Raw genomic sequence first — 15,170 nt, forward strand, 5'->3', positions numbered from 1 at the left:
GGCGGGCGGCTGCCGGTCGGGTCGGCCGTCCGGTAGACGGCCGAGTGGGCCACCCGCGGGATCGCGGATGGCCCACCGGCGAAAGGTGTGCTGGTCAGGGGCGCGGCAGGGTGCAGCCGGGCAGGGTGAGGTCGAGGCGGTTGCCGGCGGCGAAGCAAGCCGGGATGCCGTAGGTCTCCTGGGCGTAGTTGATGCCCTGGCGGACGGTCACCACACCGTTCGGGTCGACCTCGCAGGGGTTGTTGTCGGTGCAGCGCTGGCCGTCCTCGTTGCCCGTGTTGTTCACGGCGACGACCTGGCCGGTGTTGACGTCGACCACGGGCGAGCCGGAGGTGCCGCCGATGGTGTTGCAGCTGGAGGTGTAGCGAACCGAGTCCTTCCAGGTCCAGCTGCCCTCCTTCAGCCGGTAGGCGAAGCCGTCGATCGAGCAGGAGTAGATCTTCTTCCAGTACCCGGAGACGACCTTGATCGGGGTGCCCTGCACCGGGTGGCTCGCCGAGATGGTGAGCGGGGCGATGCCGTAGCGCGACTGGATCGAGGCGTAGGTGGTGTTCAGCTGGTAGATCGACACGTCGGTGTCGGTCATCGTCCCGTAGACCACCTTGGTGGCGCGCAGCGTGGCGGCCTTGGCACCGGTGGAGTTGAGCAGCGTGAAGGACCGGCTGGAGGACCGGTTGACGAGCACCTCACCGGGGCCGGGGAACCCGGTCTCCAGGCAGTGGCCGTTGGAGAGCACGAGCGCCGGGTCGTTGGCGGCGGAGCCGGGGAGCCGGACCAGCGAGCCGGAGCAGTTGCTGAGCGCCACCGTACCGGCGAAGTTCACGGCGGCGGCCTGCGCCTGTCCCTGCGCCGCGGCCGGGCCCTGGTCCTGCGTCTCGGTCCCGGCCGCGGCGAGGGCCGTCGGCGACGGGGCGGCCGCCGCGCCGGGGGCACCGGCCAGGGCGGTGGCCCCGGCGAGCAGGAGCGTGGCGAGCATGCCTATGAGCGGCTTCTTCATGAGAGACCTCTCGTCGTGGGGGTGCACCAAAGCTGGCGCGGACATGACGTGATGTCAAGAGTCCGACCACAACGGGAGGTCAGGTCCGGCCGGTCCGGCCGGCGGGGGTCAACTGCCGTGCCAGTGGCGGCGTCCGAGGCTGATCAGCCGCAGCTGGAACCCGGCGGCGGCGGCGATCCGCCGCACGGCGGCCGGGTCGGCGCCGGCCGCCGGGGAAGCCTCCGGGCGGGCGGCGGGGTCGGCGCCCGGGTCGGCGGCCGGGTCGGCGCCGGCCGCCGGCGCCTCCAGCGCCTCCAGCGCCTCCAGGAAGGCGGCCGCCGTGGAGACCATCCGGTCGACGTAGAGCTCGGCCAGCATCCGCAGGTCCTCCGGGCTCCACCCCTCGGACGCGGGCTGGAGTGCCAGCGCCGCGCCGACCTCGGCGGCGAAGCGCCCCAGCTCGGCGTCGATCGCCTCCCGCACCTGGCGGACCCCGCCGTGCCGCTCCCGCGCGAGGAAGCGGACGTGCGGGCGGTGGTCGCGGACGTGCTGCTCGATCACCTCCACCGCCCGGTCGATCACCTCCTCGGCCCCGTCCCCGCCGGCGAGCACCGAGCGGATCATGACGTGCAGGCTGGCGAGGGACTCCTCGACCAGGGCCACGCCGAGCGCGGCGAGGTCGGGGAAGTGCCGGTAGAACGCGGCCGGCGAGAGCCCGGCGGCACGGGTGACCTCGCGCACGCCGAGGCTCGCCAGGTTCTGATCGGCCAACAGGTGCAGCCCCGCATCCAGCAACGCACGCCGACTCTGCTGCTTCTGGGCCTGCCTGGCCCCCATGGTGTGACTCACGCCATTCAGTAAACAAGTGTTTGCCGAACTTGGCCAGCCAGGCGTAGAGTGGCAGAGGATTCAGCGAACAGTTGTAAACCGAACGCCGTGCCGAACCGACGGCGCACGGCCTCTGGAGGGGACCGCCATGATCCTGCTCACCGCCCTCATCGCCCTGGGCGCGCTGGTCGGCGCCGCCGCGCACACCTCGCTCCCGGTCTTCCTCACCGCCTCCGCCGCCATCACCGCCTGGCTACTGGCATTCGGCGCCCGCGAGGGCCTCGCCCGGCTGCGACAGCGCTGAGCCGCCAGCCCGGGCCGCCGCGACCCGGCCTCGCCCCGGCCTCGCCCCGCCGTCGTACCGGCGGGCGCCGACACGCGCCGGGCACACCCACGTCCGCCTCCGTCCGCGCGCTTTCCACTCGGGAAGGACCACCGCCACCATGAGCACCGTCACGCCCCGTCACGACACCGCCGAGGCCGACAACCTGGCCGTCGCCTCGTTCCTGCTCGGCCTGCCGGGCCTGCTGCTCTTCAACCTCGTCCTCGGCCCGCTCGCGATCACCCTCGCCACGCTCGCCCTGGTCCGCGGCACCAGCCGCCGCGGGCGCGCCGTCCTGGGCCTCGTGCTCGGCGTCGCCGCGCTGGTCATCCTCGTCGTCACCAACGCCACCGCGCACGGCATGCTCTGGCAGATCGGCGACTGAGCCCCGCTCAGGCCGCCGCCCGGCTCTCCGGCATGATCCGGCCAACCCGGGACACCGTCCGCATCCACCACGTACTGTGGCGCCATGGGCCGGGTGACCACATGGGGGCTGGAGTGACCACCGAGAACCGCAGCGACGCGGGCGCCGCACGGGCGGGAGGGGCCGGACGGGCCGGCCGTCTGCTCGCCGTGAGCGACCTGCACATCTCCTACCAGGAGAACCGCGACCTGGTGGAGAAGCTGCAGCCCGAGTCCCCCGACGACTGGCTGATCGTCGCCGGCGACGTCGCCGAGCTCACCACCTCGATCGAGTGGGCCCTGGGGCTCCTGGCCGAGCGCTTCGCCCGGGTGATCTGGGCCCCCGGCAACCACGAGCTCTGGACCCACCCCGACGACCCGGTGCAGCTGCGCGGCGTGGCCCGCTACGAGCACCTGGTGGAACTCTGCCGCGGCCTCGGCGTCGTGACCCCCGAGGACCCGTACCCCGTCTGGGAGGGCGCCGGCGGCCCGGTCGCCGTCGCGCCGCTGTTCCTGCTGTACGACTACTCCTTCCGGGCCCCGGGGACGACCACCAAGGAGGAGTCCCTGGCCGCCGCCTACAGCAGCGGCGTGGTCTGCACGGACGAGCGGATGCTCCACCCCGACCCGTTCCCGGACCGCGACTCCTGGTGCCGCGACCGCGTCCGCCTCACCGAGGAACGGCTCGCGGCCCACGACCCGGAGCTGCCGCTCGTCCTGGTCAACCACTACCCGCTGGTCCGCCAGCCCACCGAGGTCCTGTGGTACCCGGAGTTCGCCCAGTGGTGCGGCACCGAGCTGACCGCCGACTGGCACCGCCGCTTCAACACCGCCGCGATGATCTACGGCCACCTGCACATCCCCCGGGTGACCCACTACGACGGCATCCGCTTCGAGGAGGTCTCGCTGGGCTACCCCCGGGAGTGGCACCGCCGCGGGCTGCCCGACCCGCTGCTGCGGGAGGTCTTCCCGCAGCGGGGCTGACCGCCGCAGGACTCCCGGGGCGGCACTGACCGCCGCAGGATCCGGGGCGGGACTGACCGCCGCAGGATCGACGGGGCGGGGGTGGGATGGGGCCGGCCGGTCCTGGGCACCACCCCACCCCACCCCCGCCCTCGCGGTTCCGTCGTGCTGCGCTACGCCGCGGGGGCGCCGCCCCTAGGCAGCCGCCGAGGGCTCCGAGCGCTCGGAGCGCTCCGAGGGCTCCGAGGGCTCCGAGGGCTCCGGCCGGGCGCGCGCCACCACCAGGTCGCCGTCGCTCACCTCGGCGAGCAGCGTGTCCCCCTCCTGCACCGTGCCGTCCAGCAACAGGTTGGAGATCCGGTTGTCCAGCTCCGACTGGATCGTCCGGCGCAGCGGCCGCGCCCCGAACTCCGGCTGGTAGCCCCGGTTCACCAGCCACTCCTTGGCACCCTCGGTGACCTCCAGCCGGACGCCCTGCGCCTTCAGCCGGCGCCGGCTGCGGTCCAGCATCAGGTCCACCACCTGGAGCAGGTCCTTCCGGGTGAGCGCGTGGAAGACGATCACCTCGTCGATCCGGTTGAGGAACTCCGGGCGGAACTGCGCCCGGAGGTCGCGCATCAGGTCGTCGCGGATCTCGTCCACGTCACCGGCGTGGTCCAGGATCCGCTGCGAGCCGATGTTGCTGGTCATGATCACCACGGTGTTGCGGAAGTCGACCGTGCGCCCCTGGGAATCCGTCAGCCGGCCGTCGTCGAGCACCTGGAGCAGCAGGTTGAAGACGTCCGGGTGCGCCTTCTCCACCTCGTCGAAGAGCAGCACGCTGTACGGCTTGCGGCGGACCGCCTCGGTGAGCTGCCCGGCCTCCTCGTACCCCACGTACCCGGGCGGGGAGCCGACCAGCCGGGAGACGGTGTGCTTCTCCTGGAACTCGCTCATGTCGAAGCGGATCATCCGGTCCGGGTCGCCGAACAGCAGCTCGGCCAGGGCCTTGGCCAGCTCGGTCTTGCCGACCCCGGTCGGGCCGAGGAAGAGGAAGGAGCCGGTCGGCCGTTCCGGGTCGCCCATCCCGGCCCGGCCGCGGCGCACCGCCTGGGCGACCGCGGTGACCGCCTGGTCCTGCCCGATCACCTTCTCGTGGAGGTGATGCTCCAGCCGGAGCAGCCGCTCGCGCTCGGTCGCGTTCAGCTCGGCGACCGGGATGCCGGTCCGACCCGAGAGCACCTGCGCGATGTCGTCGGCGGTGACGTCGACGACCTCCTCGCGGGACTCCCCGATCGCCGCCAACTCGTCCTCGGTCTTCCGCAACTCGGTCTTCAGGTTGGCCGCACGCACGAACTCCTCGTCCGCGACGGCCTCCTCCAACTCGCGGCGCAGCTTGGTGATCCGCTCCTGGACCGGCATCGCCTCCGTGGAGGCGCTCAGGCTGCGCAGCCGCACCCGCGCCCCGGCCTGGTCCACCAGGTCGATCGCCTTGTCCGGCAGGAAGCGGTCGCTGACGTAGCGGTCGGACAGGGTCGCGGCGGCGTCCAGCGCCTCGTCGGTGAACCGCACCTGGTGGTGCGCCTCGTAGGCGTCCCGCAGGCCCCGCAGGATCTCGATCGTCTCGTCGACGGTCGGCTCCGGCACCAGCACCGGCTGGAAGCGGCGCTCCAGCGCGGCGTCCTTCTCCACGTGCCGGCGGTACTCGTCCAGGGTGGTGGCGCCGACCACGCTCAACTCCCCGCGGGCCAGGGCCGGCTTGAGGATGTTGCCGGCGTCCATCGAGCCCTCGCCGCCGCCGCCCGCGCCGACCACGGTGTGCAGCTCGTCCAGGAAGAGGATCACCCTCTTGTCCGCCGCCGTGACCTCGTCGATCACCGACTTCAGGCGCTCCTCGAACTCCCCCCGGTACCTGGAGCCCGCCACCAGGGCGGTCAGGTCGAGCGAGACCACCCGCTTCTCCTTGAGGCTCTGCGGCACCTCGCCCGAGACGATCCGCTGCGCCAGCCCCTCGACGATCGCGGTCTTGCCGACGCCCGGCTCGCCGATCAGCACCGGGTTGTTCTTGGTGCGGCGGGAGAGGATCTCGACGGTCTGCTCGATCTCCTCCGCCCGGCCCACCACCAGGTCCAGCCGCCCGGCCCGGGCCTCGTCGGTGAGATCGCGGCCGTACTGGTCCAGCGTGGGTGTCGGGCTGGGATGCGCGCCGGTGCCGCTGCGCTCGCCGCCCACGCCGCGCCCGTCCAGCACCGTGCGCAGCGCCTCCTGCGAGGGCGCCGCCTCGCGCAGCGCCGTGCCCGCGCCCGACCGCTCCTCCTCCACCAGCGCGCCGAGGATGTGCTCCGGCCCGATGTACGACGCCCCCGCCGCCTGGGAGCGGGCGTGGGCGGCGAGCAGTGCGCGCTTGGCCGACGGGGTGAGCGACGGCTGCCCGCTCGGCGTGACCGGGCCGTCCCCGACCGGCAGGGCCTTGCTCAGGTCGTCGGCCAGCTGCTTCGGGTCGACCCCCGCGCGCTCCAGCATCCGACGCGAGGCCTCCACCCGGGTGGCCGCCCAGGCGAGGTGCCCGGTGTCGAGGTTGCTGCTGCCGTCCTCGACGGCGCGCTGTGCGGCGAGGGAGAGCAGCTCCTGCGCGGACTCGCTCAGCAGCCGCCCGATCGGCACCCGCTGGACGGCGGGCGGGGAGGCCATCGGGCTCATTCCGAAGAAGCGGCTGAGCAGATCGGAGAACGGATCGTTCGATCCGAACGGGGGCATCGTCACGGTGGACCACCTCTCCCAAGGGTTTGGGCCCACACAAACACAGCCCCCCGCGGCCCGCCTGTCGGGACGAAACGCCCCCCGCTCCGCTATCCGGTGACGTGATCGAGCAGCACGCCGCCGCTGTACGTCACCACCATCGCCAGCGCGCCGCCCACGACGTTCCGCAGCACCGCCCGGGCCGGCCCGGCGCCGCCCAGCCGGGCGCTCGTCCAGCCCGACACCGTCAGCGCGACCAGCACCGCCGCCACGGTCACCGCCAACCGCCAGTCCTGCGGCGGCAGCAGCACCGCGAGCAGCGGCACCAACGCGCCCAGCGTGAACGCGGCGGCGCTGGCGAGCGCCGCCTCCCAGGGGTTGGTCAGCGCCTTCGGGTCGATGCCCAGCTCGGTGTGCGCATGCGCGGCCAGCGCGTCCCGCTCCGTCAGCGCCACGGCCACCTGCCGCGCCAGGCCGTCGTCCAGCCCGCTCCCCCGGAAGAAGTCGGTCAGCTCGTCCAGCTCCCCCTCCGGGTCCTCCGCCAGCTCGCGCCGTTCCTTCGCCAGCGCCGCCCGCTCGGTGTCCCGCTGGGTGCTGACCGAGACGTACTCCCCCGCCGCCATCGACATCGCCCCCGCCAACAGCCCCGCCACCCCCGCCGCCAACAGCGCCGTCCGCGACCCGGAAGCCCCGGCGACACCCGTCACGATCCCCGCCGTGGACACCACCCCGTCATTGGCCCCCAGCACGGCCGCCCGCAACCAGTTCAGCCGCGCCGACAGCTCCGCCCGACTCTCCCCCGCCCCGGCCGCGCCGATCTGCTCCTCCATCACCGCCCACATCCACTCGTCTCGCTCCCCCTTTCCGCCTTCCCCGATCCTCCCCCGCCCCACCCGACCCCGCTCGCCACCGCCACGCCGCGCCGGTCCGGCCGCTTGGCTCGCTGCGTTCCCGCTCATCGGTACGTGGGCATGCTGATCCCTTGTCAGGGAGGGCGCGCGGGAGGGGCGGGCATGACGGAACTGGTGGTCAAGCAGTGGCGCGTGCCGGGCAGAGAACGGCTCTACGTGAACAAGGCCGGAGCCCGCGGCGACTCGGTGGCCTGGCTGGACTGCAGGACCGGGGTGGTCACGGTGGACGTCCCGGAGTTCGAAGCCGTCGCGCTGGCGGAGGTCGAAGAGTGGTGCCGCACCTCCGGCGACCACGTACCACCGCGCACCGTGCGACGCCGGGGCAAGGGCAACCAGCCGGAGAAGGCGACGCCGTCTCCCTTGCCGGGGCCTCGGTTAGAGGTCCCGTTCCTCCCTCCCATGCGCGAAGAGGACGACCTCGCGCGGAACCTTCCGGGTGCCGGGCTGGAGAGCCTGGTCCGTGAGAGCGAGAAGAAGTACAACCTGCTCGTCCGTCTGGCGGCCAAGCTCTCCCGGCAGCGTCTCGGCGACGCCCACACCCTCCGCGGGCTGGAGGGCGAGCAGATCGTCGGAGCCAGCCTGGAACCGCTGAAGGCCGCCGGCTGGAAGGTCCTTCACGGCGTACCGCTGCCCTCCGGTGCAGACATCGACCACGTGGTGATCGGCCCGCCGGGCGTCTTCACGGTCAACTCGAAGCACCATCCCGGCGCCACCGTGTGGGTGGGGGACAGGATCGTGAAGGTCAACCGCAACGGCTTCCCGTACCTGGAGAACTCCGAGTTCGAGGCAAGCCGCACCGCCAGACTGCTGACCGAGTGGTGCGGCTTCGACGTCCCCGTCCACCCCGTCATCGCCGTCGTGGGCGCTCAGAGGATCACGCTCGGGGCAGCACCCGGAGTGGCCGTCATCGACGGCGAGCAGATCGCCTCGGTCCTGCCCGCTCGGCCGGCCGAGCTCTCCCCGAACAGGGTGGACCGGGTCTTCACCGTCGCCCGCCACCGCCACGTCTGGAGCCACATCGGCAAGCGAAGCAGGACCCCGCGCTGAACCAGCCCGCCCGACCTGCGGCACGGCGATGAGCCGACATCAGCGGTTGCCGTCAATCAGCGCAGTCAAAAGGCCCGCAGCGTGATCGCTGCGGGCCTTTTGCGCTGGTGGGCGCGGACGGTTTCGAACCGCCGACATCTGCTTTGTAAGAACGGCTCTCTCGCTCCGCCTAGCTGCACCGATGCACCCCTTGAAGATCCTTTGGGAGAGATTTGGGAGATCAACTCGTTTCCCACACTCGATCCCAGCCGAGCGCCGCCATCCCGCGCTCGTAGATCTGCTGCAGGCCCTCCAGTCGCTCCTGCCGCATCTCCGGCGTCGCATGCTGGTAGGTGCCCTTGATTCCAGGGTACCGGTGCCCTGCCTGCTCGTACGCAAGCACCGGCTTTACGCCGATCTCGGCTTGATAGGTGTCGTGGGTGTGCCGCAGTGCCCGCATCGTGAGCCCGGGCATGATCGGCTCCCATGCCTCCCGCGGCGCATGTCCCTTCGACGCAGCCAACGCCGTCCGCCCGTCGGCGGCTGGACGGACCACCTGCCGACCGAAGTTCCCGCGACGCCAGTGCTGCCCGTCTTTCGTCATGAACGCGAACGGGTGCTTCACCGCATCGAGATGGACAACGAGGAGCTCGGCGAGGAACGGCGGCACGTCGATGTCGCGCGCGGAGTGCTCGTTCTTCAGCGGCTCAATGTCCAGCACCATCGGGCCCTTGGACCCGTCCGCGCTGCGCGTCTGATACTCGGCCACTTCCTGGTGAACTCGCAGGATCGGACAGGTCCACCACTTCCCGCGGTGCGGGATCCGGCGCTCCCGCAGGACGTCATCCCGGTGCAGGCCAAGACTCTCGCCCCAGCGCAGGCCGCTGAATGCGGTGGTGAGGATGTGCATGCCATCGCGGGGGCCGACTCTGCGGGCCATCCTCAAAACCACCTCGGGCGGCGCCCAGAGCTCGCCGCTGTCGCGCTTCGGCACGGCAGCCTTGGCCGCCGCGGAACGGCTCCGCCGACGGCCGAACAGCGGGTTCGCCTGCAGGTAGTTGGCATCCACCGCGCCGGTCATGATCTGCGACATGAGCGTCAGACACTGCGTCGCCGTGACGTCGTGGCACTCCAAGTTGTTCGCCCAGTTCTCAGCGTCGAACCAGGTGATCGCGTTGAGCGGGACGTTCTCCCAGCGGGGCAGGATGTGAGCGTCCAATCGGTCCCAGCGGGTGGTTCGCGTCCGGCCGCGGGGCTCCTTCGCCGCCATCCACTCCCGGGCCCACTCGCCGAAGGGCTTACGCGCAAGGCTCGGGTCGAGCCACCGCCCGGCGCGGATCGCGGCTTCCTGCTCGTTGCCCCAGTCCTCGGCGGTCTTCTTCGTGGGAAACCCAGGCTCGCTGCCCGTGCTGCCGTCCGGGAGCTTGTAGCGGCAGCGCCAGGTGTACTGCTTGGTGGGCTTGCCGTTGCGGACCTTGTAGACCTTTTCGGCGTAGGCCATATGCACCTCCTGTTGGGCAGGCGGGGCCTGCTATCCCACAGGCCCCGCCTTGCCAAGGTGCTACACGCCGTGCCCACCGCTGCCGTCGAGGCCGTTGGCGATCCGACGTCCGAACTGCGCCGCCTGGGCCTCTGTGACGAGGCGAGCGTTCAGCAGAACGACGGGCTCGCGGCCCGGCTTTCTGACGACTATGACGAGCTCGTCGTGGGGGATGTCCGGTACGCGCTGGATCCGCATGGGGCGGTCCTCCCCCTTACCTGTTGGGTGACCACCCCTCTCAGGTAAGCGGAATCTTTGCACACCTTTGGCATATGCGCAGGGACTTGCGGGCGTGTCGTAATGATTGTCGACTTATCAGGCTGACGGGGTGTCGTCAGCCAGGATCTCGCGGGCCACGCGCTGGAGACGGGCCCACTTCTTGAGGTCGGCGCGGAGCTGTTCCGGGGTGGCGTCGGGCCGCTGGCCGCGCTTCCAGATCAGAACCACCTCGCCATCGTCGGGTTCGTCACCAAGGCCGATCGCGTCGGCATCGGCGACGGTCCCGCCGAGGAGTGCTGTACGCACGCGCTCCGTAAGGTCGTCGAGGAGGCCGTCAACGGACTCAGTCTCGGACGACGTCGCCACGCTGACCGTGGGCTGGTAGGCCATGGCAGACGGTGTGCTTCGGGCTGGCTCGCCACCGGCGAGCACGAGTGCGATGGAGTCGGGTGTCCAGCCGAGGACCTGAGCGACGCTGCGGTGCGATAGCTGCGGGGCACCGAAGGCGCGCCCTCGTTCGATGCTCTGCACCGCGCTGCGGCTGAGGCCGGCCAACTCGGCCAGCTCGACCTGCGATAGGCCGGCAGCCTCGCGCGCCTCCCTGACAGCCCTACCGAGCCGTCCCCAATCCTGCTCCATGAGCACATCATGCCTCACCTTGAGGCAACCCGTGCACACATATCAAGCCCTTTTGAGCTGGGGTTGAGGCTCACTGAAGGGGCGCAATGGTTGCCCCGCAAGCCCCGAAGGGCATCCAATGCCACGGAAGGCACTCTGAGTAAGCTCACAAACCTGTAGTCCGAGTGAGCCTAGATGCTTGCTCAGTGAGCCTTCTTGTGGTGTGATTCTCATGTGACACCGAACGGCACTGCGATCCGCAGCATCCGACAGGCACACGGAGTGAGCCTCCGCACGCTTTCGGCCCGCGTGGGCAGAGACCGGGGCTACCTCTCGAAGGTCGAACGGGGGCTGAAGGGGGCGAGCGAATCGACCCTCCGAGACATCGCGGACGCGCTCCACGTGCCTGTCGCCGCCATCAACCGAGAGGAACAGCCGTGACCAAGAAGGTCGCGACCACCACGCTGCCGGAGTGGCTGACCGCCACGGACCGGCTCCGGCTCTACTCGCCGGAGGAGGTCATCGCGCTGGGGCTCCTGCCTCACACGATCGGCACCCTCAAGGACGCCGCGTACCGCAAGCGCGTCCCGCACACCAAGGTCGCCGGGAAGATCCGCTTCCGCCTCGACCACATCTACGAGATCCAGCAGGCCGGCGAGTCGAACCCGGCCACCCGCGGCCGCCGCGCCGCCTGATCCACCCCTGACGCGGGTCGGGCCCCCACCCGGTGGCACCCGGACGAAGGCCCTCGCCCACCAACCGCGAAGCACACGAAAGAGAGGTGGACTGTGTCCATCTTGGCAGAGAACACCGAGCTGGTGTTGACCGAGTCCCGCACGATGCGGGCCGCGACGGTCGAGCGGACCGAGGCGCTCACGAAGGTGAAGGCGCTCGTCCTGCTCCCGGACAACACGCACGCCACAACCGAGCTGGTGGCCGGCTTCTACGAGGTCGATGTCGAGACCATCAAGAAGCTCGTCCAGCGCAACCGCGACGAGCTGACGGAGAACGGGCTGCGGGTGGTCCGCGGCTCCGAGCTCGCGGAGGTGAGGGACACCCTGTCCCTCACTGGTGCCCGCAACTTCACCCTGTTCACCCGGCGGACGATCCTGAACGTCGGCCAGTTGTTGACCGGCAGCGAGGTCGCGCACCGGGTACGCGAGTACCTGCTGAACGTCGAGGAGTCGGCGTCGACCGCGGCCCGTTCCGAGGCGGTGGACCGGGCGGAACTGGCGGCCCTGCAGATGCGGGTGCTGGCGGCGGCCGGCGGGATCGTCGACCCGAAGTGGCTGGAGCTGAAGGCTCGCCACGTGGCGGCGCGGGCGCTCGGCGAGGAGCCGGAGGTGGCGTCGGAGGACCGGCCGCTGTACGTGCCGGACTTCCTCAAGAGCAAGGGTCTGAAGAAGTCGCAGATCCTCAGCGTGCAGTCGTGGTTCGGCCGGCGTGCCGCTGCCCTGTACGAGGCGGAACACGGCGAGCGGCCGGGAACGCGCACTGAGGAGACAGCGCGCGGGTCGGTGCGGGAGACGGTGGCGTGGACGTACGCCGCGCTGCCGGTCTTCGAGGAGACGTGGGAGCGGTACTACGCGGCCGACTACCCGGAGGCCCCGGCTCAGCTGAGCATCGCTGGCGGTGCGGCGTGATGGCTCCGCTGGTGGATGTGTCGGTGCTGCGGTGGTTGCCCGCCGAGGTGGTCGACGTGGACGAGGTGCGCGATGCGGTCGCCGCGCTGGTGGCTGGGGTTCCGGGTGCGGGGGTGGAGTCGGTGGACGTGTCGCTGGACGGCTCGGTGGCCCGGCTGCAGGTGGCGGACGTGACCGCGCTGGCGGCCTGGTACGAGGCGGTTGGCGGGGCGTCGGGGGCGACGGCTTCGCGGGACTGCGGGGGCCTCGCCTGGTTCGTGAAGTTGCCGCCGCGGGTTGACCTGCCGGGTGTGCGGGTGGAGTTGACCACGCTGTCGGCCGAGTTCGAGCGGCTGCCGCGTACGGCGCTGGTGCGGGACCTGTGCGAGTGGATGCCCCGCCAGTGGGCGATCGAGGACCGGGAGGCCGCGGCTGCGGCTCGGCTGGAGGTGGCGGCGTGATGGCGACGTTGAGCGAGCCGCAGCAGGCGGCGGTCCGGCGGATGGCGGAGCACTCGGCGGAGCTGCCGGTGCGGCGGCGGATGCCGGGTGAGCAGGCGCTGATGAGCCGGTTCATGGACGAGCACGGCGACCCCGCCGAGTGGTCGGACGCGGTGGTGGCGGAGTACTCGGCGATGGTTGCCCAGCTCCGCGTCGAGATCCTGAGGGCGGAGAGCTGATGAGCCGGGACGGGATGTTGCACGCCCGCATCGACGCGATGTGGATGCACGTGATCCTGCGGGACCGCGGGCCGCGGTACGAGACGCTGCGTGTGCTGGCGGAGGCGTGGGCCGAGGACCGCGACGTGGTCATCCGGGCGCTGGACCAGTTGGCCGCGGTGGTCGAGCAGGGCGGCCCGGCGTGGGACGCGGCGGTCGACGACGTCGAGGCCGACCTGCAGATGCCGGAGCCGGAGACCGAGCTGACGCAGCTGGACGCCGAGCGTCTGGCGGACGAGCTGTTGGCGGCGGCGCCGCTGACGATGTCTGCCCGGCGCGAGGCGGCCCAGGCCGCGGAGGTCATCGCGTTCCCGCACCAGCACGGGGAGGTGGCGTGATGTGGCTGCCCCTCACCGCCATCGCGGTGGTCATGTTGGCGTTGGGCCTGTGGTGGGACCGCCGCCCGCGTCGTCGGGTGCGGCCGGTCCCGGCGGCCGACGTGACGCCGGAGGCGATCCGGTACGTGTCGCTGCGGCAGGACGACGGCCGGTGAGCCGCCGCCTCCGGACCCTCGCGGGCCTGCGGGTTCGCCGCATCGCCTGCTGGCCCTGGCCGGCGCTGGAGCTCCAGCGCGCCGACGGCAGCGGGTGGCTGATCTGCCACCTCCCGAACCCCAAGAACTGATCAACCCCGGCCGGGGCCGCCGTGCCCCGGCCACTCTCCGACGGAGAAGACGTTGAGCACTGACATCGTGCGGGCGACACCGGTCGCCACCAACTTGCCGGACATGGTCCGGTACGCCGAACACTTGGCCAAGGCCGACATGCTGCCCAAGGGCTTCGCCGGCCGGCCGGCCAACGTGCTGTACGCCATGGAGTACGGCCGCACCCTGGGTATTACCCCCCTCGCCGCGCTGACCGGCATCCACGTCATCGAGGGCAAGCCCTCCGCCAGCTCCGGCCTGATCGGGGCGCTGGTCCGTCAGGCTGGTCACAAGCTCCGGGTCAAGGGCGACGGTCGTACGGCGACCGCGCAGATCATCCGGGCCGACGACCCGGAGTGGACGTACGAGTGCACGTGGGACCTGGAGCGGGCCGAGCAGGCTGGCCTGTGCCAGATCAAGAACGGTAAGCCGTGGGCGCGGGACCGGAACGGGAAGCCGACGGCGTGGGAGAAGTACCCGGCCGCGATGCTGAAGGCCCGTGCGATCACTGAGGTTGCGCGGGACGCGTGTGAGGACGTGCTGTTCGGTCTGCACTACACGCCGGAGGAGTTGGGCGCGTACGTCGACCAGGACGGCAACCCGGTGGACGCGCCGGTGCAGCCGCTGCGATCCGTCCCGAGCGAGAGCGTGACGGTGCAGGACGTGGCCGCCGACTCGCAGCAGGCTGCGGAGGATGCCGCGCACACGACGGATGCCAGCGTGGTACGGCAGATCTGGCAGGCGGCCGGGAACGCCGGGCTGCTGGAGGTGCCGGTCCAGACTCCGCTCGGGAGTATGTCGCTGCGGGAGTACCTGGTTGCCCGGGGCGGCCAGCTGACCGCGGCGGGGCCGGTGGACGCCGAGATCGTCGAGGACGAGGCGGGACCTACTCAACCGCCCGCCTCCACGCTCGGATCTGGCACGGCGGGGGCGGCTGCGACGGCTCCTGTTGCGGGTTCGCCCACCCGTGACCGCGATGCCGCGTTGGACGCCCTGCGAGGCGCCGCGATCGCGGCCGGCGTCGCCGACACCATCGAGGCCGACTTCCTGCAGTCGTACGGCGTGGACATCTCGCGGGCTGAGCTGTCGCAGCTCGCCGAGATGGCCGAGATCCTGCGGAGGGCTGCCGCGTGAGCCTGTCCGAGCTGGCCGCCCGTGAGGCGGTCCTGAAGGCCCTGGCCGACAAGATCGACAAGCAGTTGAAGGCGGTCCGCGCCGACGTGCAGGCCGCGCTGGACGAGAACCGGGGCGTGCAGCAGGTCGCCGCGGTGCTGCCGAACGGGCGGCAGGTTGCCAAGGTCAGCCTGACCGACCCGACGCCGGCTGCGGTCGTCACCGACCCGGCGGCGTTCACCGCCTGGGTCCGTGACCACCACCCCGACCCGAACGCCGTGACCCGGCGTCTGGTGACCGAGGTGCGGCCGGCGACGCAGGTCGCGCTGCTGGCGGAGATGACCGCCGCGGGTGTCGCCCAGTGGTGCAACACCGAGACGGGCGAGGTGCATGCGGTGCCGGGGGTGGAGATCCGGCCGACGCGGTCCCGGTCGCACAGCGTGCGGTTCGACAAGGACGGCCGGGACCAGGTGGCCCGCGCGTGGCGGACCGGCGAGCTGGCCGCGCTGGTCCTGCCGGAGCTGACCGCTGGGGGTGCGGAGTGAGGCGCA

At 71.6% G+C, this 15,170-nt stretch carries 21 protein-coding genes; 14 read left to right on the forward strand and 7 right to left on the reverse strand.

The window, feature by feature from the left end; translation table 11 throughout:
* Positions 1-94: 94 nt before the first annotated feature.
* The gene (locus MCM47_RS03190; protein ID WP_238740722.1) at positions 95-997 is read right to left on the reverse strand and encodes a serine protease; all 903 of its coding nucleotides are present in this window, start codon (positions 995-997) and stop codon (positions 95-97) included.
* 108 nt (positions 998-1,105) lie between these two features.
* On the reverse strand, positions 1,106-1,825 hold the full coding sequence (locus MCM47_RS03195; RefSeq protein WP_238740724.1) for a TetR family transcriptional regulator: 720 nt from the start codon (positions 1,823-1,825) through the stop codon (positions 1,106-1,108).
* A 127-nt stretch (positions 1,826-1,952) separates the two neighbouring features.
* On the opposite strand from MCM47_RS03195, the gene MCM47_RS03200 reads away from it, so the two are divergent.
* The 3 genes from MCM47_RS03200 (at position 1,953) to MCM47_RS03210 (ending at position 3,512) form a co-directional block, all read left to right on the forward strand.
* The gene (locus MCM47_RS03200) at positions 1,953-2,108 is read left to right on the forward strand and encodes a hypothetical protein (RefSeq protein ID WP_238740725.1); all 156 of its coding nucleotides are present in this window, start codon (positions 1,953-1,955) and stop codon (positions 2,106-2,108) included.
* 139 nt (positions 2,109-2,247) lie between these two features.
* Entirely contained in the window at positions 2,248-2,511 is a 264-nt protein-coding gene (locus MCM47_RS03205; RefSeq protein ID WP_238740727.1) for a DUF4190 domain-containing protein, read from the forward strand.
* Positions 2,512-2,624: 113 nt separating this feature from the next.
* Positions 2,625-3,512 (forward strand): metallophosphoesterase, encoded by an 888-nt coding sequence (locus MCM47_RS03210; protein WP_238740729.1) that lies wholly within the window; start codon positions 2,625-2,627, stop codon positions 3,510-3,512.
* Between the two features lie 174 nt (positions 3,513-3,686).
* Here the strand turns inward: MCM47_RS03210 and MCM47_RS03215 are convergent, their stop codons facing one another.
* Both MCM47_RS03215 and MCM47_RS03220 read right to left on the reverse strand, forming a co-directional pair.
* Positions 3,687-6,227, reverse strand: coding sequence for an ATP-dependent Clp protease ATP-binding subunit (locus MCM47_RS03215; protein WP_305067938.1), 2,541 nt, complete (start codon positions 6,225-6,227; stop codon positions 3,687-3,689).
* 92 nt (positions 6,228-6,319) lie between these two features.
* Positions 6,320-7,039 carry a VIT family protein gene (locus MCM47_RS03220; protein WP_238740731.1) on the reverse strand — a complete coding sequence of 240 codons (720 nt, stop codon included), beginning with the start codon at positions 7,037-7,039 and terminating at the stop codon, positions 6,320-6,322.
* A gap of 183 nt (positions 7,040-7,222) precedes the next feature.
* Here MCM47_RS03220 and MCM47_RS03225 point away from each other — a divergent pair, with 183 nt between their 5' ends.
* On the forward strand, positions 7,223-8,167 hold the full coding sequence (locus MCM47_RS03225; protein ID WP_238740733.1) for a nuclease-related domain-containing protein: 945 nt from the start codon (positions 7,223-7,225) through the stop codon (positions 8,165-8,167).
* Between the two features lie 220 nt (positions 8,168-8,387).
* Here the strand turns inward: MCM47_RS03225 and MCM47_RS03230 are convergent, their stop codons facing one another.
* The 3 genes from MCM47_RS03230 to MCM47_RS03240 form a co-directional block, all read right to left on the reverse strand.
* Positions 8,388-9,647: a hypothetical protein gene (locus tag MCM47_RS03230; RefSeq protein WP_238740735.1), complete on the reverse strand. Its 1,260-nt coding sequence runs from the start codon at positions 9,645-9,647 to the stop codon at positions 8,388-8,390.
* 60 nt (positions 9,648-9,707) lie between these two features.
* On the reverse strand, positions 9,708-9,884 hold the full coding sequence (locus MCM47_RS03235) for a hypothetical protein (RefSeq protein ID WP_238740737.1): 177 nt from the start codon (positions 9,882-9,884) through the stop codon (positions 9,708-9,710).
* Between the two features lie 117 nt (positions 9,885-10,001).
* Positions 10,002-10,544 (reverse strand): helix-turn-helix transcriptional regulator, encoded by a 543-nt coding sequence (locus MCM47_RS03240; RefSeq protein ID WP_238740739.1) that lies wholly within the window; start codon positions 10,542-10,544, stop codon positions 10,002-10,004.
* A gap of 213 nt (positions 10,545-10,757) precedes the next feature.
* On the opposite strand from MCM47_RS03240, the gene MCM47_RS43950 reads away from it, so the two are divergent.
* From MCM47_RS43950 to MCM47_RS03280, 10 genes are all read left to right on the forward strand, one after another.
* Entirely contained in the window at positions 10,758-10,964 is a 207-nt protein-coding gene (locus MCM47_RS43950) for a helix-turn-helix domain-containing protein (protein WP_374209057.1), read from the forward strand.
* Positions 10,961-11,218, forward strand: coding sequence for a hypothetical protein (locus tag MCM47_RS03245; RefSeq protein WP_238740741.1), 258 nt, complete (start codon positions 10,961-10,963; stop codon positions 11,216-11,218). Before MCM47_RS43950 ends, MCM47_RS03245 begins: the two co-directional genes overlap by 4 nt.
* A 102-nt stretch (positions 11,219-11,320) precedes the next feature.
* Positions 11,321-12,166, forward strand: coding sequence for a hypothetical protein (locus MCM47_RS03250; protein ID WP_238740743.1), 846 nt, complete (start codon positions 11,321-11,323; stop codon positions 12,164-12,166).
* A complete protein-coding gene (locus tag MCM47_RS03255; RefSeq protein WP_238740745.1) occupies positions 12,166-12,606 on the forward strand; it encodes a hypothetical protein in 441 nt (146 codons plus the stop codon). The genes MCM47_RS03250 and MCM47_RS03255 overlap by 1 nt, the downstream gene beginning before the upstream one ends.
* Positions 12,606-12,824, forward strand: coding sequence for a hypothetical protein (locus tag MCM47_RS03260; protein WP_238740746.1), 219 nt, complete (start codon positions 12,606-12,608; stop codon positions 12,822-12,824). Before MCM47_RS03255 ends, MCM47_RS03260 begins: the two co-directional genes overlap by 1 nt.
* Positions 12,824-13,201, forward strand: coding sequence for a hypothetical protein (locus tag MCM47_RS03265; RefSeq protein ID WP_238740748.1), 378 nt, complete (start codon positions 12,824-12,826; stop codon positions 13,199-13,201). The genes MCM47_RS03260 and MCM47_RS03265 overlap by 1 nt, the downstream gene beginning before the upstream one ends.
* A complete protein-coding gene (locus MCM47_RS03270; RefSeq protein WP_238740750.1) occupies positions 13,198-13,356 on the forward strand; it encodes a hypothetical protein in 159 nt (52 codons plus the stop codon). The genes MCM47_RS03265 and MCM47_RS03270 overlap by 4 nt, the downstream gene beginning before the upstream one ends.
* The gene (locus MCM47_RS41555) at positions 13,353-13,487 is read left to right on the forward strand and encodes a hypothetical protein (RefSeq protein WP_255751578.1); all 135 of its coding nucleotides are present in this window, start codon (positions 13,353-13,355) and stop codon (positions 13,485-13,487) included. The genes MCM47_RS03270 and MCM47_RS41555 overlap by 4 nt, the downstream gene beginning before the upstream one ends.
* Positions 13,488-13,539: 52 nt before the next feature.
* Positions 13,540-14,640, forward strand: a complete 1,101-nt coding sequence (locus MCM47_RS03275; RefSeq protein WP_238740752.1) for a hypothetical protein — start codon at positions 13,540-13,542, stop codon at positions 14,638-14,640.
* Positions 14,637-15,164, forward strand: a complete 528-nt coding sequence (locus MCM47_RS03280; RefSeq protein WP_238740754.1) for a hypothetical protein — start codon at positions 14,637-14,639, stop codon at positions 15,162-15,164. Before MCM47_RS03275 ends, MCM47_RS03280 begins: the two co-directional genes overlap by 4 nt.
* The last annotated feature ends 6 nt before the right edge of the window (positions 15,165-15,170 follow it).

It is taken from the genome of Kitasatospora sp. A2-31, assembly GCF_022288725.1.
Lineage (GTDB): Bacteria > Actinomycetota > Actinomycetes > Streptomycetales > Streptomycetaceae > Kitasatospora.

Excerpts from the sequence above, each read along its gene's own strand:
- MCM47_RS03190 (WP_238740722.1), bottom strand. The coding sequence starts at position 997 with ATGAAGAAGCCGCTCATAGGCATGCTCGCCACGCTCCTGCTCGCCGGG.
- MCM47_RS03200 (WP_238740725.1), top strand. The coding sequence starts at position 1,953 with ATGATCCTGCTCACCGCCCTCATCGCCCTGGGCGCGCTGGTCGGCGCC.
- MCM47_RS03205 (WP_238740727.1), top strand. The coding sequence starts at position 2,248 with ATGAGCACCGTCACGCCCCGTCACGACACCGCCGAGGCCGACAACCTG.
- MCM47_RS03215 (WP_305067938.1), bottom strand. The coding sequence starts at position 6,227 with ATGCCCCCGTTCGGATCGAACGATCCGTTCTCCGATCTGCTCAGCCGC.
- MCM47_RS03220 (WP_238740731.1), bottom strand. The coding sequence starts at position 7,039 with ATGGAGGAGCAGATCGGCGCGGCCGGGGCGGGGGAGAGTCGGGCGGAG.
- MCM47_RS03225 (WP_238740733.1), top strand. The coding sequence starts at position 7,223 with ATGACGGAACTGGTGGTCAAGCAGTGGCGCGTGCCGGGCAGAGAACGG.
- MCM47_RS03230 (WP_238740735.1), bottom strand. The coding sequence starts at position 9,647 with ATGGCCTACGCCGAAAAGGTCTACAAGGTCCGCAACGGCAAGCCCACC.
- MCM47_RS03235 (WP_238740737.1), bottom strand. The coding sequence starts at position 9,884 with ATGCGGATCCAGCGCGTACCGGACATCCCCCACGACGAGCTCGTCATA.
- MCM47_RS03240 (WP_238740739.1), bottom strand. The coding sequence starts at position 10,544 with ATGGAGCAGGATTGGGGACGGCTCGGTAGGGCTGTCAGGGAGGCGCGC.
- MCM47_RS03255 (WP_238740745.1), top strand. The coding sequence starts at position 12,166 with ATGGCTCCGCTGGTGGATGTGTCGGTGCTGCGGTGGTTGCCCGCCGAG.
- MCM47_RS03260 (WP_238740746.1), top strand. The coding sequence starts at position 12,606 with ATGGCGACGTTGAGCGAGCCGCAGCAGGCGGCGGTCCGGCGGATGGCG.
- MCM47_RS03265 (WP_238740748.1), top strand. The coding sequence starts at position 12,824 with ATGAGCCGGGACGGGATGTTGCACGCCCGCATCGACGCGATGTGGATG.